The following is a 21,737-nucleotide window of genomic DNA, read 5'->3' as shown; positions in this document are numbered from 1 at the left end:
GGGCGCCCCGGGTCCGATACAAGCCCCTTACCCGATACAAGCCATAGGACCGCCCAAACACAACGCCCCCGCCTCACTGGGAGGCGGGGGCGTCAGCAACTGGTGGGTCGTGTAGGATTCGAACCTACGACCAATTGGTTAAAAGCCAACTGCTCTACCAACTGAGCTAACGACCCGGTGCTTGCGAACAAGCGTACAGGCTCGGATGGTGGGTCGTGTAGGATTCGAACCTACGACCAATTGGTTAAAAGCCAACTGCTCTACCAACTGAGCTAACGACCCGTCCGAACGGGTGCAGATATTACTGATCGCACCCTTCACTGGCAAGGACTTTTTTGCCTTTGGTCGCAGCCGGCGGCCTCACCGGCCACGCTGCCCCTTGGGCTTGCGCATCGCCTGCACCGGGCGGCGCTTGTTCTTGTCGCGGCTCCAGCGGTTCTTCTCGTCCGGCGTCAGCTCCGGCACCTTGCGCGGCGCCAGCCCGGCATTCACCGCCAGGTCGTCGATCTCGTCCTGGGAGAGCTCGACCCATTCCCCGGCGCGGGCCCGCTTGTCGAGAAAGATATTGCCGTAGCGCACCCGCTTGAGGCGGCTCACCGTCAGACCCTGGGACTCCCATAAGCGGCGCACCTCGCGGTTGCGGCCCTCAGTGATCACCACGTGGAACCAGGTGTTGATGCCCTCCCCACCGAACTCCTGCACGTCGGTGAAGCGCGCCGGTCCGTCTTCGAGCATCACGCCCTCGACCATGGCCCGCACGTGCTCCCGGGTCACCTCCCCCATGACGCGCACGGCATACTCCCGCTCGATCTGGGTGGAGGGGTGCATCAGGCGATTGGCCAGCTCGCCATCGGTGGTGAACAGCAGCAGGCCGCTGGTATTGATGTCCAGCCGGCCGATGGCGATCCAGCGCTCGCCCTTCAGGCGCGGCAGCCGCTCGAAGACGGTGCGCCGCCCCTCCGGATCCTTGCGGGTGCACAGCTCCCCTTCCGGCTTGTTGTACATGATGACCCGCCGCGGGGTCTCTTCGGCGCCGCGCAGGGTCACCGGGCGCTCGTCGAAGCTGACCCGGTCGCGCAGCTCGATGCGATCGCCCAGGGTCGCCGGCTTGCCGTTGACCTTGACCCGGCCGGCAGCGATGGCCGCTTCCATCTCGCGGCGCGAGCCGAGCCCGGCGCGGGCGAGAACCTTCTGCAGTTTTTCCGTGGTGTTGCTCATGGGTCGTCAGACCTCTCTTCGGGTATGGATTCCGCCCCCGCTCCGCCGTCTTCCGCGACGCTGGTGCGGGCACGTTCGGCCAGGCGAGCCTCGAGATCAGCGAAGCTCAGCCCTGACCGGTCGGACGCCGTCCCGGCGTGTGTCTCGTCGGCCGTCCCGGCCGTCGTGTCGTCATGCTGCTGGTCGGCTGCCACTGAAACGTTGGCCTCATCGTCCGGGCCGGGGGCATCGGCCTGGGCCAGCACCTCGGCCGGCGCGGCCGGCGGCGCCTCCTCGGCGTAGGGGTCGCCGAACGGCGACTCGTCGAGGTTCTTGAGCTCATGCATGGGCGGCAGCTCATCCAGGGTCTTGAGCCCGAAGTCGTCGAGAAAGGCCCGGGTGGTGGCATAGACCGCCGGGCGACCCGGCACGTCGCGATGCCCGACGACCCGCACCCAGCCGCGTTCGGCCAGGGTGCGCATGATCGAGCTGCTCACCGCCACCCCGCGCACCTCCTCGATGTCGCCACGGGTCACCGGCTGACGATAGGCGATCAGCGCCAGGGTCTCCAGCAGCGCCCGGGAGTAGCGCTGGGGGCGCTCATCCCACAGCCGCGACACCCAGGACGAGAGCCGCGGCCGAATGCGCAACTGAAAGCCCGAGGCGGTCTCGAGTAGTTCCATGGCGCCGCACTCGTGGCGCACCTCCACCCGGGTGAGCGCCTCGCGCAGCGACCGGCGCGGCGGTCGCTCGTGATCATCGAACAGCGCCTCCAGGCGATCCAGCGACAGGGGCTCGCCGGCCGCCAGCAGCGCCGCCTCGAGGATCTCATCCAGGCTGCCCGGCTGTTCCATGGCCGTCATGTCGCCTCGCCTCCCTCGGGGTCATCCTCGGCGAAGGCGCTCTCCCCCGCCTCCTCGCTCGCTACTGCCTCGTCAGCCCCCGACTCGACCTCCGCCTCGGCATCATGGGGCGTCCGGGCGCGCACGTGGATCGGCGACAGCGGGGCATTCTGCACGATCTCGATCATCGCCTCCTTGGCCAGCTCCAGGATCGCCATGAAGGTGACGATCACGCCCGCGCGCCCCTCCTCCAGGGTGAACAGCGCCTCGAAGGGGGTGTAGCGCTCATGGCTCAGCCGCTCCATGATCGCCAGCATCCGCGCCCGGGTGGAGAGCACTTCGCGGCTGATCTGGTGGGCCTGGTTGAGCTCGGCGCGCTTGAGGATGCCGGCCAGGGCGCCGAGCAGCTCATCGAGCTCCACCTCGGGATGGATCACCCGCGCCTGCAGCGGCGGCAGGGCGGCACGCGCCGGAAACCAGTCGCGCCCCACCCGGGGCAGCTCGGCCAGCGACTCGGCGGCCTGCTTGAGCTGCTCGTACTCCTGCAGGCGGCGGATCAGCTCGGCCCGCGGGTCCTCCTCGTCGCCGTCCCCGCCCTCCTTCGGCGGGCGCGGCAGCAGGGTGCGCGACTTGATCTCGGCCAGCATCGCCGCCATCAGCAGGTACTCGCCGGCCAGCTCGATCTCCATGGCCTTCATCAGCTCCACGTACTCGATGTACTGGCGGGTGATGGCGGCCACGTCGACGGTCAGGATATCCAGGTTCTGGCGGCGAATCAGGTAGAGCAGCAGGTCCAGCGGCCCCTCGAAGGCCTCGAGAAAGACCCGCAGCGCCTCCGGCGGGATGTAGAGATCCTCGGGCAGCTCGGTGATCGGCTCGTCGAACAGCCGCCCCAGCGCCGCGGCCTGCTGGGGCGCGGCGGCACCTTCTCCGCCGCTCTCGGCGGCGCTCGGCTCGGGGCTGGCGGTATCGGGGGTGGCGCTCACGCGGCGTGCCTCTCCGGGGACGCAGGATCAACGCGCCAGTCTAGCAAGATGGCGGTACGAGAGACAGTTCTGACACTCTCCGAGGCTGCTACTTCCACATCGCTCGGGTACACCGCTCGGGGCTGACCCGGCGACAGGCTTCCGAGGAGGCGCTGTAAACCCTTCCCCGGGCGCTACCGATTCCCTGCTTCGCTCTCGCATCCTGCTCCGCCTGCAGGACCGGTGCTGGCCATCCATGGCCAGCCCGTTCGGAGCAGTGCTCCTCACCCCTGGAATCGGACCTCCTCTTCAGCCTGCCCCCGGCGCACCTCGCTCCAAACTAGATACTTTCCTCTACTCCGCCGCTTCGGCACGGCGATAGCGCCCGACGTAGTCGAAGAGCTTTTCGCGCACCTGCCAGTGGCGCCCCACCTTGCGGCCCACCACGAAGTCCGGGTGGCGCAGGCGGCGCCGCTCGGCGACCACCTCCTCCGGCGTGGTGGGCCGGAAGGGCACCCCCGGCGCTCGCAGATGGTCGCGCAGGAAGGCCGCAGCGAAGGCCCCACGCTGGGGCGGGGTCTCCAGAGCGAACCACTCCGACAGCGCGGCCCCATCCTCGTCGTGGTAGGTGACCCTGAGCCGCGGCAGGCCCCGGCCGTTGACCGTGGCCTCGAGCTGCATGCCGGCCACTCTGAGAACCCGGGCGTCGCGCAGGCGCAGCGCCTCCTTTAACTTGTCGTCGGCGTCCACCAGCAGGGTGCCGCAGCCGTGGCAGCGCCGTGCGGCGATATCATTCTCGGCGCCGCAGTCGCCGCAGGTCTTGAAGCGAAAGCGAAAGTCGCACTGTCTATCGACGCCCGAAGCCGCGCCATGCTGTCTATCGGCGCCCGCTTCCCCTTCAACCAGCCCCTGGCAGCGGCGGCCGAAGTGCTCGATCACCAGGTCGCCGTCTCGCTTGCCCCAGAAGAGGTTGGCATGACCGCAGGCGGGACACGCCACCTGCACCGGCTCGCAGTCGGAGGTGGGCCTCGGCGATCCCACCTCCGGCACGTAGAGGTCCCAGGGGTTGCCGGCGTAGTCGAGGATCAGGCAGTCGCGCTTGCCGGGCGAGAGGCGCAGGCCGCGACCGACGATCTGCTGATAGAGGCTCACCGACTCGGTGGGACGCAGGATGGCGATCAGGTCCACATGGGGGGCATCGAAGCCGGTGGTGAGCACCGCCACGTTGACCAGGTACTTGAGCCGGCGCGCCTTGAAGGCGCCGATGAGGCGTTCGCGCTCGACGGAGGGGGTCTCACCGGTGATCAGCGCCGCCTCGCCGGTGGGCAGGTAGCCCATGATCTCCTCGGCATGGGCCACACTGGCGGCGAACAGCATCACGCCCTGCCGGTCGCGGGCACGCTCGATCACTTCGGCGATGATGCCCGGCGTGGCGCGGTTGCCCGCCGCCACCCGATTGAGAGCCTCCTCCCGGAACAGCCCACTGGACGAGGGAATCAGCGCCGAGAAGTCGTAGCGTTCGACGGCAGCATCGATTCGCCGCGGCTCGGCCAGATAGCCCTGCTTGACCATCAGCCGCAGCGGCTGCTCGAAGACACAGTCCTGAAAAAAGCTGTCCGCCTCGCCGCGCACCATGCCGTGATAGTGGCGGTGGTAGATGAAGCCCTGCCCCAGCCGATAGGGAGTGGCGGTGAGCCCCAGCGTCTTGAGCCGCGGATTGGCGGCGCGCAGGCGGTCGATGACCCGACGGTAGCTGGCCTCCTCGGCCGGTGAGACCCGGTGGCACTCGTCGATCACCAGCAGGGTAAAGGCTCCGTCGGCAAACGCCTCCAGGTGGCGTACCACCGACTGCACCGAGCCGAACACCACCTGGCGGCTGCTCTCCTTGCGTCCCAAGCCGGCGCTGAAGATGTCCGCCTCCAGGCCATAGGCCTGGTACTTGGCGTGGTTCTGCTCGACCAGCTCGCGCACATGGGCCAGCACCAGCACCCGCCCCCGGGCGAGGCGCGCCAGCTCGGCGATCACCAGGGACTTGCCGCTGCCGGTTGGCAGCACCACCACGGCGGGCTCATCGGTACCGCGAAAGTGCACCACCACCCGGCGCACCGCCTCCTGCTGATAGGGACGAAGCGTGGGCGGGGCAGTGGAGGGTGCGGTCATGAAAAAAAGCGGCTCCGGGACGGGCGACCTATCCTACTCGCCCAGGGTGCCCACGTCAGGGGGTGAAACGCGCCGGGCGACCGGCCAGGCGTGCCGCCACGGCCTCCTGCTGCTCGGCCGAGCCGAGCAGCGTAGCTTGCAGGCGCGCCTCCCGGGCCAGCCGCTCGCGGCGGTCCAGGCCCGGCGCCCCGTCCAGCAGCTCGCCCACCGCCGCCACCGCCCGGGGCGAGTGCTCGGCGATGGTGGCCGCCACCTGCCGCGCGGTCTCCTGCGGTGTGGTCGACAACCGGGTCGCCAGCCCCAGAGGCACGGCTTCCTCGCCGCCCACCTTGCGGCCGGTCCAAGCCAGCTCGCGCAGCACATCGCCGCGAAGCCCGCCACCCGTGACGCTGATGGCCATGTCGGGAATGATGCCCCAGACGATTTCCAGCAGCGCCAGCCGCGCCTTCGGGTGAACCACGCGGATATCGGCCCCCAGGGCAATCTGCAGCCCCCCACCGTAGACGTGCCCCTGGAGCGCGGCGATCACCGGCACGCCGGGGGTGCGCCAGCCCAGCGCCAGGCGCTGCACGGGATTGACGCCGTCGGCGGTATCGGGCTCGAGCAGGCTGGACACCCGCTCGGGCTGGGCCATGATCGCTCCCATGTCGAGCCCGGCACAGAAGCTCTCGCCCTCCCCCGTCAGCACCAAAGCACGCAGCCCCTCGCGCTCGGCCAAGCACCGCTGGGCCGCCAGCAGGCCATCGATCATGGCCCAGTCCAGCCCATTGTGGGCCGCCGGCCGGGCCAGGCTCACCTGGGCTACGCCCGCCGCATCGATCGTCAACCGCACCCGTTCTTCGAAGCACCTTTCCACGGCCATTCTCCTCACCTCGTCAATGTATCGAGTGTGCCCGGGGAAAGCACCATATTCAAACACTTGTTTTATATGCGCCCTATCGCGCACGCCCACCCCGCAGGACGCTTCTCTGGTCTATAGTGAGCGGAGGTGCCGAATTAGACGAAAGCCGCAGTCTGTCTGGGGAATGGGGGAGGCAGGCCGCTGACTTTCATCATGCTTGTTTTATGAAATGCCTGATTCATCGTCATTATCGCCAGGATTTCTTGACATAGATCATGAAATCCCGGGGCACAATTTATCAGGATGCTTCGCAGGTCGAACTCCCCTGAAGATTGCGCCCCCATTTCGAGGTACTGCCCATGCCAACGACTCAAACAACGACAGCGAAGCTGGTGCTGGTATTGGACGAACTGCTGACGCTGGCCGATGCCCACGAGCGCGCAGAGCTTAACCGCTACCGACGACTCGCCTTCAGTTTTCTGACCTTCAACACTGCCACCAGCCGCTTGATGGCCTCGCTGGGCATCCAGTGCGAAATGCGCGTGGAGGAGCTGAAACGCATGGCAGAGCAGCTTGGACACGCCTCCTCACCCGCCCGCGGCACCCAGCAGCGCCACGGCCATCACGGCAACTCGACCCACCGCTTTGTCATCGATGGTCCGGACGCGGCCCTCGATGAGCTCCAGCAGGCGATCGCTGGCGCCGAATACTCTCTGCATTTCTATGAGCACCTGCGCGAGGCCAGCGCCATTCCCGCCCTCGACCCGGCACTGTCGGCGATACTCCGCCAGAAGCGCGCCGAACACGCCGTGCTGCAGGAGTACCGCGCCGCCTGCCGACAAAACGGCAGGATGGCATCGGCGGGATAGCCGCTGGCGCACCTTCCAGCATCATGATGCGCAAGAGGCGGCCAGTGGCCGCCTCTGCTGATGGGATCAGAGCCTTCTCCGGCTTCAGTCCACCCAGATCCGGGCGTTGCGGAACAGCCGCAGCCAGGCGCCGTCCTGGGTCCAGTCGCCGGGGCGCCAGGAGTTGGTGACGGCCCGCACCACCCGCTCCGGGTGGGGCATCATGATGGTGACCCGGCCATCCGGGGTGGTCAGGCCGGTAATCCCCGAAGGCGAGCCGTTGGGATTGGCCGGGTAGCGCGTGGTCACCTGACCGTAGTTGTCCACATAGCGCAGGGCCACCTGGGTGCTGCCCTGGATGCCGCGCAGGTGGGCGCTGTCGCGGAACTCGGCACGGCCCTCACCGTGGGCCACGGCGATGGGCAGGCGGGAGCCCTGCATGCCGGCCAGCAGGATCGACGGGCTCTGCTCCACCTGGACCATGGCCACCCGAGCCTCGAACTGCTCGGATTCATTGCGCACGAAACGCGGCCAGGCCTCGGCGCCGGGAATCAGCTCCTTGAGCTGGGCGAGCATCTGACAGCCGTTGCAGACCCCCAGCGAGAAGCTGTCGCCGCGGCCGAAGAAGCCCGCGAACTGCTCCCGGGCCCGATCGTTGAACAGCACCGACTTGGCCCAGCCGCCGCCGGCGCCAAGCACATCGCCATAGGAGAAGCCGCCGCAGGCCACCAGCCCCTTGAAGTCCTCCAGCGATACCCGTCCTTCGAGGATATCGCTCATATGCACGTCCACGGCCTCGAAGCCGGCGCGGTCGAAGGCCCAGGCCATTTCCAGGTGGCCATTGACGCCCTGCTCGCGCAGGACCGCCACCGCCGGACGCGCCTGGTGGAAGTAGGGCGCGGCGATGTCCTCGCCGATATCGAAGCTGGGGGCGGCGGATAGGCCCGGGTCGCGGCCGTCGAGCAGGTCGTCGAACTCGCTCTTGGCGCAGTCGGGGTTGTCGCGCAGCGCCTGCATCCGGTAGCTGGTCTCGGCCCAGGTGCGCTGGGCCAGCAGCCGGGTGGTCTCCAGCAGCGGCTCCTCGAAGAGGGTGACCCGCACCTGGTCATCGTAGCGCGGGCGGGCGATGACGCCACAGGTCTCGATGCCCGCGGCGGCAAACTGAGCCAGCACCGCCTCGGTATGCTGGCGGTTGACCTGAATCACCGCGCCAAGCTCCTCGGCGAACAGCGCATCCACCGCCTCGACGGGCTCGTCGACCAGCCAGTCGAGCTTGATCTCCAGGCCGGCACGCGCGGCGAAGGCCATCTCCAGCAGAGTGACCAGCAGGCCGCCATCGCTGCGGTCATGGTAGGCCAGCAGCTGGCCCTCGGCGTTGAGTCCCTGGATCACCGCGAAGAACGCCTTGAGATCCTCCGGGTCGTCCAGGTCGGGGCACTCGCTGCCCACCTGACCGTAGACCTGAGCCAGCGCCGAGCCGCCCAGACGATTCCTGCCGCCGCCCAGGTCGATCAGGATCAGGTCGGACTCGTCCTGTTCCAGATTGATTTGCGGGGTGAGCGTCTTCAGGGCATCGGTGACCGGGGCGAAGCCGGTGACCACCAGCGATAGCGGCGAGGTGATGCTCTTCTCCTCGGGCTCGCCTTCGCCGCTCTCCTCCTGCCAGGCGGTGCGCATGGACATGGAGTCCTTGCCCACCGGGATGGCGATCCCCAGGGCCGGGCAGAGCTCCATGCCCACGGCGTGGACGGCGTCATACAGCGCCTGGTTCTCGCCGGCATGGTCAGCGGCACTCATCCAGTTGGCGGAGAGCTTGATGTCGCCGATCTTCTCGATAGGGGCCGCGGCCAGGTTGGTGATCGCCTCGGCCACCGCCAGCCGGGCACTGGCGGCGGGGTCGATCAGCGCCACCGGCGGGCGCTCGCCCATGGCCATGGCCTCGCCGGCATGGGTGTCGAAGCTCGCCGTGGTCACGGCGACGTCGGCCACCGGCACCTGCCAAGGGCCGACCATCTGGTCGCGGGCCACCATGCCGGTAATGGAGCGATCGCCAATGGTGATCAGAAAGCTCTTGGAAGCCACGGTAGGCAGGCGCAGCACGCGCTCCATGGCCTCGCGCAGGTCGAGGTTGTCGAGCATCACCCCGGGCAGCTCGATGGCCTGGCGGCTGAACTCGCGGGTCATCTTCGGCGGCTTGCCGAACAACACGCTCATCGGCAGGTCGACGGGCTGGCTGGCGAAATGGCCATCGCGCACCTCGAGATGGTGCGCCTCGGTAGCCTCGCCCACCACCGCATAGGGGCAGCGTTCGCGGCGACACAGGGCGTCGAAGGTATCGAGGTCCTCAGGGGCCACCGCCAGCACGTAGCGCTCTTGGGCCTCGTTGCACCAGATCTCCAGCGGGCTCATCCCGGGCTCGGCGTTGGGCACCTCACGCAGCTCGAAACGACCGCCGCGGTTGCCGTCCTTGACCAGCTCGGGCAGGGCGTTGGAGAGCCCCCCGGCGCCCACATCGTGGAAGAAGCGGATGGGATTGGCCTCGCCCAGCGCCCAGCAGCGGTCGATCACCTCCTGGGCACGGCGCTCGATCTCGGGGTTCTCGCGCTGCACCGAGGCGAAGTCGAGATCGGCGCTGGAGGTGCCGGAGGCCATGCTCGAGGCCGCCCCGCCGCCCAGACCGATCAGCATGGCCGGCCCACCCATCACGATCAGCTTGCCACCCACCGGAATCTCGCCCTTCTGGACGTGGCCGTCGCGGATGTTGCCGTAGCCACCGGCGATCATGATCGGCTTGTGGTAGCCGCGCCGCTCGATGCCGTTCGCCCCCAGGGCGTCCTGCTCGTAGCTGCGGAAGTAGCCGGCGAGGTTGGGGCGGCCGAACTCGTTGTTGAAGGCCGCACCGCCGATGGGCCCCTCGAGCATGATGGAAAGCGCCGACTGCATCCGCTCGGGCTTGCCGTAGTCGAAGGCCTCCCAAGGCTGGACGAACTCGGGGATGCGCAGGTTGGAGACGGTGAAGCCGGTCAGCCCCGCCTTGGGCTTGCCGCCGATGCCGGTGGCGCCTTCGTCGCGGATCTCGCCGCCGGCGCCGGTGGCCGCACCGGGATAGGGCGCGATGGCGGTGGGATGGTTGTGGGTCTCCACCTTCATCAGGATCTGGATCGGCTCCTCGACGGCGCCGTAGCGGGCCCGCTCGCCATCGGCGCCGGTCAGGGGCGTGGCGAAGAAGCGTGGCGCCGTGGTTCCCCGAATCACCGCGGCGTTGTCGCTGTAGGCAGAGAGGATGTTCTCCGGCGAAGCCTGGTAGGTGTTCTTGATCATCTTGAACAGCGAGTGCGTCTGCGCCTCGCCGTCGATCACCCAGTCGGCATTGAAGATCTTGTGGCGGCAGTGCTCGGAATTGGCCTGGGCGAACATCATCAGTTCGACGTCGGTGGGGTTGCGGCCAAGCTCCTGGAAGGCGCCCACCAGGTAGTCGATCTCGTCCGCGGCCAGCGCCAGGCCCAACTCGCCGTTAGCGGTCTCGAGCGCTGCGCGCCCTCCCGCCAGGATATCCACGCTGCCCAGCGGCGCCGGCGCGTGATGGGCAAACAGCCTGGCCGCGTCAGAGGCGTCGGTGAGCACCGTTTCGGTCATGCGGTCGTGCAGCGTGGCCACGATCGCCAGGAAGGCGGCTTCGGACATCGGCGCCTTGAGGGCTACCCGATAGGCGATCCCGCGCTCCAGGCGACGTACCTGGCCGAGGCCGCAGCTGTGGGCGATATCGGTGGCCTTGGAGGACCAGGGCGACTGAGTGCCGATGCGCGGCACCACCAGAAACAGCTGACCGTCCCCGCGGGCGTCGGACGCCCCCTCGGCCTTGACGCCATAGTCGAGCAGCTGAGCGAGCAGGTCCCGCGCCCGGTCAGGCAGTTCGCCGTCGTGATCCACGAAGTGCACGTAGTCGGCGTGCAGCGACTCGATCTCGGGAACCCGCGCGCGCAGGGCAGCCAGCAGCTTGGCATGACGGAAAGCGGAAAGGGCGGGCGCGCCTCGAAGTTCGAGCATGTCTTGGAGCCTCTGAAGCCAGCATGAGGGGGAACCGCCGCGGGCGGCGCAGAAAGCGCCCATGATACTGGAAAGCGGGGGGCTGGCGAAATGCAGCGGATGACAGCCGCCGCTGCGGCCGCTATCGTGTGGCTCTCATCGCCGACCGTCGCCTTCATGCCCGGACTACCGTCTCATCCAGCGCTGCGCCACCTGCGTATCGCCACCGCCCTGCTAGTGGGCGTGGCGCTGTGCCTCGTGCCCTATCGCCACCTGACGCCCCCGGAGGGTCAGCTCGAGGCGGTGCTGGCCCGCGACTTCCTCAGCGTGCATACGCGCAACACCCCCACCACCTACTACGAGGGCCGCCATGGCCCCACCGGCTTCGAATACGAGCTGATGCGGCGTTTCGCCGACCACCTGGGCGTCAGCCTGACCTTGGATGCCAGCCACTCCATCGAAAGCGTGCTTGAGACCGTGGCGCGCGAAGGCGACCTGGGCGCCGCCGTCCTGCCCCTGGAGCCGACCCGGGAAGGCCTGATCTACAGCCGGGCGATCCTCGACCTGCAGCCGCTGCTGGTCTATCGCCGCGGCCTGCCGCCGGTCACCGATATCGAGCGGCTCGCCGGGCTCGAGATCGGGACCATTCGCGGCTCCGGCGCCGACCGGGTGCTGCGCGAGCTGCAGGCCGAACACCCGGAGCTGGGCTGGCAGGAGTCCTCCGACGTGGAGGTGGCCGAGCTGCTCAGCCGGATCGAGAGCGGCAGCCTGGATGCCGCCGTGGTCTACGAGCATCAGTTCCGCCTCAACCGGCTGTTCTTTCCCGACGTGGAGCGCGGCTTTCCCTTGGGGCGACCGCTCTCCATGGCCTGGGCGTTTCCCCACCCCGGCGGGCTCGGACTGCAGCAGGAGGCCAACCGCTTCCTGCACGCCCTGCACCAGGAAGAGGTGCTGGACGACCTGGTGGCCCGCTACTTCGGTCATGACGACTACCTGGAATACGTCGGCGCTCGGGTGTTCATCGGCCACGTGCATGGCCGACTGCCCGACTATACCGAGCTGTTCCGCGAAGCCGCCCGCGACACCGGCTTCGACTGGAAGCTGCTGGCGGCCCTGGGCTACCAGGAATCCCACTGGGACCCGGAGGCCACTTCGCCCACCGGGGTGCGCGGGCTGATGATGCTGACCCTGCCCACCGCCGGCGAAATGGGCGTCGACGACCGCCTCGACCCGGCCCAGAGCATCGACGGCGGCTCCCGCTACCTGCGCCACATCAAGGACCGGCTCCCGGAGTCGATCCAGGGGGAGGATCGCCTGTTCATGGCCATGGCCGCCTACAACGTGGGCCTGGGCCACCTCTACGACGCCCGGCGCATTGCCGAACAGCTCGGCGGCGACCCTGACGCCTGGGAAGACGTGCGCGAGGCGCTGCCGCTGCTGCAGAAGCGCGAATGGCACAGCCAGACCCGCCACGGCTATGCCCGCGGCGGCGAGCCGGTGATCTACGTGCGTAACATCCGCCGCTACTACGAGATCCTCACCCATGTGGATCGCAGCCAGCAGCAGTACCTGCAGCTCAACGAACTGCTCGACGACGAGGAAGGCAACGGCCGGGAGTTCGAGATCGTGCCGCCCATCCTGTAACCGGCACAGCGGGGGCGCGGCTCATGAAGCCGCGGAGTCCGAAGCCTCACGTCGCGCTTGGAAGAAAGCCTTGAGCAGCCGCGAAGCGCGGGCGGCCAGCACCCCGCCCTGCACCTCCACCCGGTGGTTGTGCCACGGCTGGGCCATCAGGTTGGCCTTCGACTCCACCATTCCGGTGCGCGGCTCGGCGGCGCCGTAGACCAGCCGAGCGATACGCGCATGGATGATCGCCCCGGTGCACATCAGGCAGGGTTCCAGCGTCACGAAGAGGCTACAGCCATCGAGACGGTAGTTGCCCAGCCGCGCCCCGGCGTCGCGCAGCGCCCGAATCTCGGCATGGGCGCTGGGGTCGTGCTCCGAGACCGGTGCGTTGTAGCCCTTCCCGACGATCTCTCCGGCGGCATCCACCACCACCGCGCCTACCGGCACCTCCCCGGCAGCCAGGCCGAGACGCGCCTGATCCAGGGCGCGGTGCATGTAGAATTCGTCGCTGCGCATCGACCGGCACTCCGTGTATGCTGACAGTGAAACAACCGTATGAGACGCCCCTGAGGATCCCCCCATGTCGGACGCGCTGAATGCCCTGGTCGACCTGCTCGGCCTGGAAGAGCTGGAAGAGAACCTGTTTCGGGGTCGCAGCCAGGATCTCGGCCTGCCGCAGCTATTTGGCGGCCAGGTGCTGGGCCAGGCCCTGTCGGCCGCCACGCGCACGGTGGACCCCGCCCGCCGTGCCCACTCGCTGCACGGCTACTTCCTGCGCCCCGGCGACCCGCATCGCCCGGTAGTCTATCAGGTGGACGCGGTGCGCGACGGCGGCAGCTTCACCACCCGCCGAGTCACCGCCATCCAGAAAGGCCGGCCGATCTTTTTCTGCAGCGCCTCCTTCCAGGGCGCCGAGCAGAGCCTGGCCCATCAGATGGCGATGCCCGAGGTGGCCCTGCCGGAGGCGCTCACCAATAGTCCCGATGCCCGCCTGGAGCGCTTTCCCGGCCACCCCATCGAGTTTCTCCACCTGGGTGACGAGACCGAGCCGGGCCAGCCCGGGCGCAAGCGGCTGTGGTTCCGCCTGACCGGCGATATGCCCGACGACCCGGCGCTGCACCGCTACCTGCTCGCCTATAGCTCCGACTTCAACCTGCTGACCTCGGCCCTGGTGCCCCACGGCATCAGCTTCCGCGACCCGCGGCTGCAGATCGCCAGCCTCGATCACGCCCTGTGGTTTCATCACGACGTCAAGATCAACGACTGGCTGCTCTACGACATGGACAGCCCCTGGGCCGGCGGCGCCCGAGGCTTCGCCCGGGGTAGCATCTACGATCGCAAGGGTCGACTGGTCGCCTCCACCGCCCAGGAGGGTCTCACCCGGTTGCGCGATTCGACCTGAGCCACGCCGATGACCACATCACAGCGCCTCGCCATTACCGCCCTGGCTGGCTTCGGCATCATGGCCGCCGCCACGGGGCTTCGCGCCATCCTGGGCCTGGAGCCGTTCATCGCCCACGGCCTGGCCAGTCCCGTCTTCTCCGGCGCCTGCGCCGCCCTCATCGCCTGGCTTGCCACCCGCTCGCGGGAGTGAAGGCGCCGCCCACCGCACGCCCCCCCGACGCAGCGTCGGGGGCGAAGCTAGCCAGAGCCGGTAGCGGCCTCAGGTGCGTATGGCGGGGGCGTCGGGCTGCTGGCGCTGACGCGGCGCCCGCGGCGTGGGAACGTCGGTGGAGAGTTCCAGCTCATGCTCTTCGCCTTCCTGCCAGTAGCGCAGCCGGGCCTCTTCGCCCTCGGGCGTATCGCGCACCAGCTCGAGGAACGCCATCGGCGTCGCCGGCACCTGACCATTGACCTCCAGCAGCAGCGCCCCGGGGGTCAGCCCGGCCTCCGCGGCGGGCCCGCTGGCGTCGCTGACCAGCACGCCTTCCTGGTCCGGCAGGCCGAGGGCCTCGCGCAGGTCATCGCTGACCGGGGTGACGGTAATGCCCAGTGCGGCCACCGCCTGGTCTTCCAGGCCCTGATACTCGATCTGCTGAGCGGCCTCCAGCACCTGGGGGGCCACATGGATGCTCGCCCCGGCATAGAGCGCCAGCGCGATGGCGTCGCTGGGTCGGCTATCGATGCGTACCGGCACCTCCTGCCCCTCCAACCGCAGTTCCAGCATGCCCAGGAAGGTGTTATCGACGATGGCATCGACGTAGACCCGCTCCAGAGTGACATCGATGCCCTCGAGCACGCTGCCGAGAAGCTCATGGGTCATGGGGCGCGGCGTGCGATCGCCGCTCAACCCCCTGAGGATGGCGCCGGCCTCGTTGGGCCCGATAAAGATCGGGATCACCGCCCGGGCCCCGGGCTCGCGCAGCAGCACCACCGGCGGGCCGCCGGCTCCTGCCACGCCGACGGTGGCGATCTCGACCTCGACCATATCGGCAGGCTCGGCGGCCAGCTCCCGAGCGGCGGCATGTTGGAAGCCAAGCAGCAGCAGGCTGCCCAGCAGCAGAGGCGCCAGATAGCGCCGGATCGACGGCAGTGGCATAGGTCTCCTTCAACACCGGCTTTCGGGGACAGGGATGTGCCTACAGGATGGCACCCCGGCGCCACCTTCGCCATTCCCGCCGCTGACGCCCTGTCGCCGCACCGCACGGGGCTTGCTAGCAGTGACGCCAGCGCGATCTTTGACGCCCCCGAGGCCTCACCCCGCCCTGACGTTCATCAGCTCATCCCAGCGCGTGGTGTAGCGCGGCGTGCGCCGCTGGCAGCGCAGCATCCAGGCGCTGTCCCGGTGCGGCAGGCCAAAGCGCACGGTGTCGCGTCCCATCTCGCGGTTGAGCCGGTCCAGCGTTGCCATCAGCCGCCGACATCGGTCGCGCCTGGCCTCGTCCACCGGCCCTTCCAGCAGGGGGAGCTGACGGCGCTCGGCGTCCACCAGGTCCAGCAGCATCACGCCGCACTTCTGGTAGCGATAGCCTTCGAGAAACAGCGCCGCAAGCCCGCGCGACGCCGCCTCGAGCACCGCCCGGCTGTCATCGGTAGGCTCGGGCAGCGGCACCACCACGCTGTTGCGGTACTGGGGCTCGCCGGCCAGAAAGGGGTTGGTTCGCAAGAACACCTGCAGCGCTCTCGCCAGGCTGCCCTGGCGACGCAGCTTCTCGGCGGCCCGGGCGCCGTGCTGGCGAACGGCCGCCTGCAGGTCGTCGAGTTCACCGGTGAGCCGCCCGAAGGAGCGCGACACCAGGATACGCTGGCGCGGCGCGGCCAGGTCCTCGAGCACGATGGCCGGATGGCCGCGCAGCTCCCAGACGATGCGCTCCAGCACCACCGAGAAGGCGCGCCGAATGCGCTTGGGGTCGGCCTGGCGCAGCTGCCAGGCGGTGTCGATCCCCATCAGCGCCAGCCGTTCGCCGCTGCGCCGCGCCACGCCCCACAGCGCGGTCACCGGCAGGCCCTCGAGCACCCGGCGAGTCGCGGCACCCTCGGCCGTCAGCCGGCACACCCCCTCGTGGGCGGGCTCTCGCTTGGCCTGGTGGTTGGCCACCTTGGCCAGCACCCGGGTCGGCGCCACGCCGACCCCGACGGGAATCCCGGTCCACTGGCGTACGGTGTCGCGCAGCGCCCGGCAGCGTGCCTCCAGGTCCCGTTCGGGAAAGCCATCGAAGCCCACGAAGCTCTCGTCGATGGAGTAGGGCTCGACGTCCGGCGAGAACTCCGCGAGCACCTGGTTCACTCGCCGGCTCATGTCGCCGTAGAGGGCGTAGTTGCTGGAGAGCAGCGTGGCGCGCCGGCGAATCTCCGGCGGCAGCAGGTGCAGTGGCGCGCCCATGGCCACGCCCAGCGCCTTGAGCTCGGGAGAGCGCGCCACCACGCAGCCATCGTTGTTGGAGAGCACGCCCACCGGGCGCCCCTCCAGGCGCGGGTCGAAGACCCGCTCGCAGCTGACATAGAAGTGGTTGGCGTCGACCAGGGCTATCATGGCGCCGCCTCCGGCAGGGCATGCACCACATGGGTGACCACGCCCCACACATGGCATTCGCGTCCGGCCAGCGGAATCGGCGCGAAGCGCGGGTTGCTGGCCAGCAGCACGATGCCCTCGCCCTGCCGGGCCAGCCGCTTGACGGTGGGCTCGCCGTCCACGGCGATGACGACCACCCGCCCCGGCAACGGCTCGAGGCTACGGTCCACCACCAGCAGGTCACCGTGGTGGATGCCGTCGCCGCGCATGGAGTCCCCCTCGGCACGCACGAAATAGGTGGAGGCCGGCCGGCGCACCACATGGGCATGCAGGTCGATCTCCACGTCCAGATGATCGTCCGCCGGGCTGGGAAATCCGGCCCGCACTCGGCACCCCATCAGAGGCTGAGTGCGGGCCGCGGACTCGATCATGGCGCGACCGACAAGACGTACGGCCGGTGGCAGAGCCTGTCGCATGAGCACCCCCAGGTACTGTATTTTAATACAGTATCTGTAAGATTCGGCCGCTTGGCAACTCCCCCGCTCACCGAGTGCTCCGAGGTCTGTGATAAGGTGCCGTGACAACAACAATCCCCAAGGGAGCCCGCCCATGGACCGCCAGACCCACCCGCTACTCTCCCGCCGCCCCTTCACCGAAAAGGGCAAGTTCGTATCCGCCCGGGAGGCCATCGACCTGATCCGCGACGGCGACGCCGTGGCTACCGGCGGCTTCGTCGGCATCGGCTTCGCCGAGCACCTGGCGGTGGCTCTGGAGGCGCGCTTCCTGGAGACCGGCCGCCCCCGCGACCTGACCCTGATGTACGCCGCCGGCCAGGGCGACGGCAAGCGCCGCGGGCTCAACCACCTAGGGCATGAGGGCCTGGTCGGCCGGGTGATCGGCGGCCACTGGGGGCTGGTGCCGGCCCTGCAGCGGCTCGCCATCGAGGGGCGCATTCAGGCCTGGAACCTGCCCCAGGGGGTGATCTCCCACCTCTTCCGCGACATCGCCGCCGGCAAGCCGGGCACCCTGACCCGGGTGGGCCTGGGCACCTTCGTCGACCCGCGGCTGGGCGGCGGCAAGATCAACGAGGCCACCACCGAGGAGCGGGTGCGGCTGCTGCCCATCGACGGCGAGGAGTATCTCTTCTACCCGGCGCTGCCGCTGCAGGTGGCGCTGCTGCGAGGCACCACCGCCGACACCCTGGGCAACGTGACCATGGAGCGCGAGGCCCTGGTGCTGGAGGCGCTGGCCATCGCCACCGCGGTGCGCAACTCCGGTGGGCTGGTGATCGTGCAGGTCGAGCGGCTGGCCGAGCGCGGGACCCTGCACCCCAAGGACGTGCGCATTCCCGGGGTGCTGGTGGACTGCGTGGTGGTGTGCGACGAGCCCGAGCATCACTGGCAGACCTTCCGTACCCCTTACAACCCGGCCTACTCCGGCGAGATCAAGGCGCCCATGGCCACCCCGGAGGCCCTGCCGCTCTCGGCGCGCAAGATCATCGCCCGCCGCGCCGCCTTCGAGCTGGCCGCCAACAGCGTGGTCAACCTGGGAATCGGCATGCCGGAAGGCATCAGCGCCGTGGCCAGCGAAGAGCGAGTGCTGGAGCTGCTGACCCTCACCGCCGAGCCCGGGGTGATCGGCGGCCTGCCCGCCGGAGGACTCGATTTCGGGGCCGCGCTCAACACCCAGGCGATCATCGACCAGCCCGCCCAGTTCGATTTCTACGATGGCGGCGGGCTGGACATCGCCTTTCTCGGCATGGCCCAGGTGGACGCTGCCGGCAACGTCAACGTCTCGAAGTTCGGCCCCCGGCTGGCCGGTGCCGGCGGCTTCATCAACATCAGCCAGAACGCCCGTCGGGTGGTGTTCATGGGCACCTTCGTCGCCACCCAGGAGGCTCTGACCATCGTCGACGGCCAACTGCGCCTCCCCGCGGGCGGGCTGCACAAGTTCGTTGCCGAGGTGGAGCAGCGCACCTTCAGCGGCGTTCTGGCCGCCGAGGATGCCAAGCCGGTGCTCTATGTCACCGAGCGCTGCGTCTTCACGCTGACCCCGCAGGGCATCGCCCTCACCGAGATCGCCCCGGGGGTGGACCTCGAGCGCGATATCCTGGCGCTGATGGATTTCACCCCGCTGATGCCCGAGCCGCCACGGCCGATGGACGCGCGCATCTTCCGCGAGGCCCCGATGGGGCTGCGCGAGTCGCTGCTCACCCTGCCGTTCGAGCAGCGCTTTCACTTCGACGCCGCCGAGGAGATCTTCTTCATCAACTTCGAGAACCTGAAGATCGCTTCCCAGGCCGATATCGACGCCATTCGCCACACCGTGGAGCGCCACCTGTCACCGCTGGGACGCCGGGTCTACGCCATCGTCAACTACGACCACTTCCGCATCGACGAAACGTTGCTGGACGCCTACACCGCCATGGTCGGCGACCTGGAGCGACGCTTCTATCACCAGGTCACCCGCTACACCACCAGCGGTTTCATGCGCAAGAAACTCGGCCACGCGCTGGAGGCGCGCGCCGTGCCGCCGCATATCTATGAAAGCGCCGAGGAGGCAAGGGCGCACCTGAAAGACCCCGACTGAGGCCGAGCGACCGGCGACAGCCTAGACGCCCATCGGCCGCCGCGTGGCAATTGCTACCAGGGCCGTGACGGTCCACCATGAAAAGGTCATGGGCCGCCTTCGAATGCCGGGATATCAAGCACATGGACGACGTCGCCAGCCAGTTCATTGCCGCCAACGAAACCGCTATCCAGCTGGCGGTGGCGCTGCTGCTGGGGGCCCTGATCGGCATCGAGCGCGGCTGGGTGGCACGCAGGAAGAAGTCGGGGGAGCGCGTGGCGGGGATACGGACCCACGCCCTGGTGGGGCTGCTCGGTGGCATCGCCGCCCTGCTTGCCGAAACCGTGACCGTCTGGATCCTGCCGCTGGTCTTCCTGGCCGTGGCAGTCATCGCCCTGGTGGGCTACCGGGCGCGCATGGAGCAGAGCCAGGACTACAGCATCACCGGCCTGGTGGGGCTGCTGCTGACCTTCTGCTTCGGCGCCGTGGCGGTGGCCGTGGACCTGGTGCTGGCGACCGCCTGCGCGGTGGTGACCGCGGTGGTGCTCGACAACAAGCAGGAGATCCACGGCCTGCTGAACAAGCTGCAGGCCCACGAGCTGGATGCGGGCCTCAAGCTGCTGCTGATCTCCGCCGTGATGCTGCCGCTGCTGCCCAACCGCGGCATGGGGCCAGGCGAGGTACTCAACCCCTACGAAATCTGGTGGCTGGTGGTGCTGATCGCCTCGATCTCCTTCGTCGGCTACTTCGCCATTCGCGTGGGCGGCACCGAGAAGGGCATCCTGTTCACCGGGCTGTTCGCCGGGCTCAGCTCCTCCACGGCCCTGACCCTGCACTTCGCCCGCCAATCCCGCCGTAACCCGGTGCTGAGCCCGATGCTGGCCGCCGGTATCCTGCTGGCCTGCGGCACCATGTTTCCGCGTATCCTGCTCTACGCCACGGTGATCAGCCCCGGCCTGGTCCCCCAGCTGCTGCTGCCGATAGCGCTGATGGGGCTGACGCTCTACGTGCCGGCCCTGGTGATCTGGTATCGCCAGCGCCAGGCCCTCAAGGTCGACCACCCGCTGAGCCAGAACCCGCTGGAGCTGCGCGTGGCGCTGCTGTTCGGCGCCCTGCTGGCACTGATCATGGTGCTCGGCGAGTGGCTGCGCGAGCTGCTGGGCGAGGCCGGCATCTACCTGCTGGCGGCCTCCTCCGGCCTGGCCGACGTGGACGCCATCACCCTGTCGCTGAGCCGCATGTCGCTGACCAGCATCGACGCCAGCACCGCCGTGCTGGGCATCATCATCGCCGCGGCGGTGAACAATCTAGTCAAGGCGGGCATGGCAACCGCCGTCGGCACGCGGCCAATCGGCCGCCGCGTCGCCGTGCCGATGCTGCTGTCGCTGGCGGTAGGCCTGACGGTGGCCTGGCTGGCTTGATCCCCCGGTAGCGGGCTCAGTCGTGGGCCACTCCCAGCAGGCGCACCCCGAGACACCGCGCCAGCCCGGCAGCGCCGTCGCGCATCACCGCATGATGGCTCCAGGCGAACAGCGGCCGTGCCAGCGGTGCCATCAGGTTCATCCAGCGCCGAGTCGTGCGCACCTGCCACTCGTAGCGTACGCGAGTCACCCGCCCTTCCTCGCTCAGCCGCCATCGCCCGCGGCCCTGAACATCGCCGCTGGCCTCACCCTCGATCAAGCAAGGCGCCTCCACACGGCTGACGCGGATATCGAAGCGCAGGCGATAGCCCAGGCGACTTTTCCAGGCGTAGCGATACATGCGCCCGATGCCTCGCTCATCGCCCGGCGCCAACTGCTCTACCGACGTGACGCTGGGCCACCAGGTCGGCCAGCGCTGCGACTCGGTCAGCACGCGATAGACCTCATCAATGGGTGCCTCGAGCTGCCAGGTGGTCACGAAGTGGTAGGCCGCCATCTGTCGCCTCCCAGGCCGCGGGGCCTCACAGCAGCCGCTCCACCACCTGCGACAGGTCGGCCTCGACCCACGCCTCCGGCACCCGGGATGCATCGCCCCGGCGATACTTGCCGGAGCGCACCAGCGCGCCCTGCATGCCGATCGCCATGGCCGCGGCCACATCGGCCTCGACGTCGTCACCGACCATCAGCGCCTCGGCGGGCGTCACCCCGATATCCTCGAGCACTCCGTGATAGAAGTCCGGCGCCGGCTTGCCAAGCACCAGGGCCTGGGTATCGGCGGCATACTCCAAGGCCTTGACGAAGGGACCCACGTCAAGATGCAGGCCGCCATCCTGATGAAAATAGCGATTGGTGCCCACGGTCAGCAGCGGCGCTCCCCGCTGCAGCACCTGGAAGGCGTCGTCGAGATGGCGATAGTCGAGGCGATGCTCGGCATCGCACAGCACCACGGCGTTAGGCTCGACGGTATCCAGCCCGGCGAACTCCGGCTCGAGCTGCTCGTGAATCAGCAGGTAGGGGCGCAGTCGCTGCTCGACCAGGTGGCGTCGGATCGCCGCCGGGGCCGTGACGATCTGCTGGCGCTCCAGTTCGAATCCCATATGGGTCAGCTCAGCATAGACCGTAGCGGCCGTCTTGCGGGACGTATTGGTCACAAAGCGCAGCGCCAGACTGGAGGCCTGCAGTCGCGCCACCGCCTCGACGGCGCCCGGCAGCGCCTCCCCATCCTCGTGGAGCACACCGCTGATATCGAGTAGTACGGCCTGCAACATCGTCACCTCCCTTTGCCGCGGGT

Annotated in this window: 18 protein-coding genes and 2 tRNA genes; 6 read left to right on the top strand and 14 right to left on the bottom strand. The window is 68.7% G+C overall.

Annotation, left to right across the window (positions count from 1 at the left end; genetic code table 11):
• Positions 1 to 100: 100 nt before the first annotated feature.
• The 7 genes from ACZIYR_RS03325 to ACZIYR_RS03295 all read right to left on the bottom strand — a co-directional run bounded on the left by ACZIYR_RS03325 (position 101) and on the right by ACZIYR_RS03295 (position 6,026).
• Positions 101 to 176 (bottom strand) — tRNA-Lys (locus ACZIYR_RS03325).
• A gap of 30 nt (positions 177 to 206) precedes the next feature.
• Positions 207 to 282 (bottom strand) — tRNA-Lys (locus ACZIYR_RS03320).
• A 78-nt stretch (positions 283 to 360) separates the two neighbouring features.
• Positions 361 to 1,218, bottom strand: a complete 858-nt coding sequence (rluB, locus tag ACZIYR_RS03315) for a 23S rRNA pseudouridine(2605) synthase RluB (protein WP_473032396.1) — start codon at positions 1,216 to 1,218, stop codon at positions 361 to 363.
• On the bottom strand, positions 1,215 to 2,060 hold the full coding sequence (gene scpB, locus ACZIYR_RS03310; protein WP_483528197.1) for an SMC-Scp complex subunit ScpB: 846 nt from the start codon (positions 2,058 to 2,060) through the stop codon (positions 1,215 to 1,217). The genes rluB and scpB overlap by 4 nt, the downstream gene beginning before the upstream one ends.
• Complete coding sequence (locus tag ACZIYR_RS03305) at positions 2,057 to 3,025, bottom strand: segregation and condensation protein A (protein WP_483528196.1); 969 nt, start codon at positions 3,023 to 3,025, stop codon at positions 2,057 to 2,059. Before ACZIYR_RS03305 ends, scpB begins: the two co-directional genes overlap by 4 nt.
• Before the next feature lie 333 nt (positions 3,026 to 3,358).
• Entirely contained in the window at positions 3,359 to 5,164 is a 1,806-nt protein-coding gene (gene radD, locus ACZIYR_RS03300; protein ID WP_483528195.1) for a DNA repair helicase RadD, read from the bottom strand.
• 55 nt (positions 5,165 to 5,219) lie between these two features.
• Positions 5,220 to 6,026, bottom strand: coding sequence for an enoyl-CoA hydratase-related protein (locus ACZIYR_RS03295; protein WP_483528194.1), 807 nt, complete (start codon positions 6,024 to 6,026; stop codon positions 5,220 to 5,222).
• A 338-nt stretch (positions 6,027 to 6,364) separates the two neighbouring features.
• Here ACZIYR_RS03295 and ACZIYR_RS03290 point away from each other — a divergent pair, with 338 nt between their 5' ends.
• Entirely contained in the window at positions 6,365 to 6,874 is a 510-nt protein-coding gene (locus ACZIYR_RS03290) for a hypothetical protein (protein ID WP_483528193.1), read from the top strand.
• A gap of 84 nt (positions 6,875 to 6,958) precedes the next feature.
• Here ACZIYR_RS03290 and purL read toward each other — a convergent pair whose 3' ends face one another.
• Positions 6,959 to 10,900, bottom strand: a complete 3,942-nt coding sequence (gene purL, locus ACZIYR_RS03285) for a phosphoribosylformylglycinamidine synthase (protein ID WP_483528192.1) — start codon at positions 10,898 to 10,900, stop codon at positions 6,959 to 6,961.
• 156 nt (positions 10,901 to 11,056) lie between these two features.
• On the opposite strand from purL, the gene mltF reads away from it, so the two are divergent.
• Complete coding sequence (gene mltF / locus ACZIYR_RS03280; protein ID WP_483529041.1) at positions 11,057 to 12,523, top strand: membrane-bound lytic murein transglycosylase MltF; 1,467 nt, start codon at positions 11,057 to 11,059, stop codon at positions 12,521 to 12,523.
• 21 nt (positions 12,524 to 12,544) lie between these two features.
• Here the strand turns inward: mltF and tadA are convergent, their stop codons facing one another.
• Entirely contained in the window at positions 12,545 to 13,021 is a 477-nt protein-coding gene (gene tadA / locus ACZIYR_RS03275) for a tRNA adenosine(34) deaminase TadA (RefSeq protein ID WP_473032390.1), read from the bottom strand.
• A 64-nt stretch (positions 13,022 to 13,085) separates the two neighbouring features.
• Between tadA and ACZIYR_RS03270 the strand changes: the two genes are divergently transcribed.
• Positions 13,086 to 13,907: an acyl-CoA thioesterase gene (locus tag ACZIYR_RS03270; protein ID WP_483528191.1), complete on the top strand. Its 822-nt coding sequence runs from the start codon at positions 13,086 to 13,088 to the stop codon at positions 13,905 to 13,907.
• A 9-nt stretch (positions 13,908 to 13,916) separates the two neighbouring features.
• Positions 13,917 to 14,099 carry a hypothetical protein gene (locus ACZIYR_RS03265; RefSeq protein ID WP_483528190.1) on the top strand — a complete coding sequence of 61 codons (183 nt, stop codon included), beginning with the start codon at positions 13,917 to 13,919 and terminating at the stop codon, positions 14,097 to 14,099.
• 69 nt (positions 14,100 to 14,168) lie between these two features.
• On the opposite strand, the gene ACZIYR_RS03260 is transcribed toward ACZIYR_RS03265, so the two are convergent.
• From ACZIYR_RS03260 to ACZIYR_RS03250, 3 genes are all read right to left on the bottom strand, one after another.
• Positions 14,169 to 15,044: a bifunctional nuclease family protein gene (locus ACZIYR_RS03260; RefSeq protein ID WP_483528189.1), complete on the bottom strand. Its 876-nt coding sequence runs from the start codon at positions 15,042 to 15,044 to the stop codon at positions 14,169 to 14,171.
• A 156-nt stretch (positions 15,045 to 15,200) separates the two neighbouring features.
• Positions 15,201 to 16,478, bottom strand: a complete 1,278-nt coding sequence (locus ACZIYR_RS03255) for a Y-family DNA polymerase (protein ID WP_483528188.1) — start codon at positions 16,476 to 16,478, stop codon at positions 15,201 to 15,203.
• Complete coding sequence (locus tag ACZIYR_RS03250; protein WP_483528187.1) at positions 16,475 to 16,933, bottom strand: LexA family protein; 459 nt, start codon at positions 16,931 to 16,933, stop codon at positions 16,475 to 16,477. The genes ACZIYR_RS03255 and ACZIYR_RS03250 overlap by 4 nt, the downstream gene beginning before the upstream one ends.
• Positions 16,934 to 17,066: 133 nt before the next feature.
• Between ACZIYR_RS03250 and ACZIYR_RS03245 the strand changes: the two genes are divergently transcribed.
• Together ACZIYR_RS03245 and ACZIYR_RS03240 are read left to right on the top strand one after the other, a co-directional pair.
• Positions 17,067 to 19,046, top strand: a complete 1,980-nt coding sequence (locus tag ACZIYR_RS03245; RefSeq protein WP_483528186.1) for an acyl CoA:acetate/3-ketoacid CoA transferase — start codon at positions 17,067 to 17,069, stop codon at positions 19,044 to 19,046.
• A gap of 122 nt (positions 19,047 to 19,168) precedes the next feature.
• Positions 19,169 to 20,446 (top strand): MgtC/SapB family protein, encoded by a 1,278-nt coding sequence (locus tag ACZIYR_RS03240; RefSeq protein ID WP_473032382.1) that lies wholly within the window; start codon positions 19,169 to 19,171, stop codon positions 20,444 to 20,446.
• A gap of 16 nt (positions 20,447 to 20,462) precedes the next feature.
• Here ACZIYR_RS03240 and ACZIYR_RS03235 read toward each other — a convergent pair whose 3' ends face one another.
• Together ACZIYR_RS03235 and ACZIYR_RS03230 are read right to left on the bottom strand one after the other, a co-directional pair.
• Entirely contained in the window at positions 20,463 to 20,942 is a 480-nt protein-coding gene (locus ACZIYR_RS03235; RefSeq protein WP_473032380.1) for an SRPBCC family protein, read from the bottom strand.
• 25 nt (positions 20,943 to 20,967) lie between these two features.
• Positions 20,968 to 21,714 carry a TIGR01458 family HAD-type hydrolase gene (locus tag ACZIYR_RS03230; protein ID WP_483528185.1) on the bottom strand — a complete coding sequence of 249 codons (747 nt, stop codon included), beginning with the start codon at positions 21,712 to 21,714 and terminating at the stop codon, positions 20,968 to 20,970.
• Between the last annotated feature and the right edge of the window lie 23 nt (positions 21,715 to 21,737).

It is taken from the genome of Billgrantia sp. NRB1 (genome assembly GCF_056921725.1).
The sequence above is the reverse complement of the archived record's forward strand: the minus strand, read 5'-3'. Positions and strand labels throughout refer to the sequence as shown.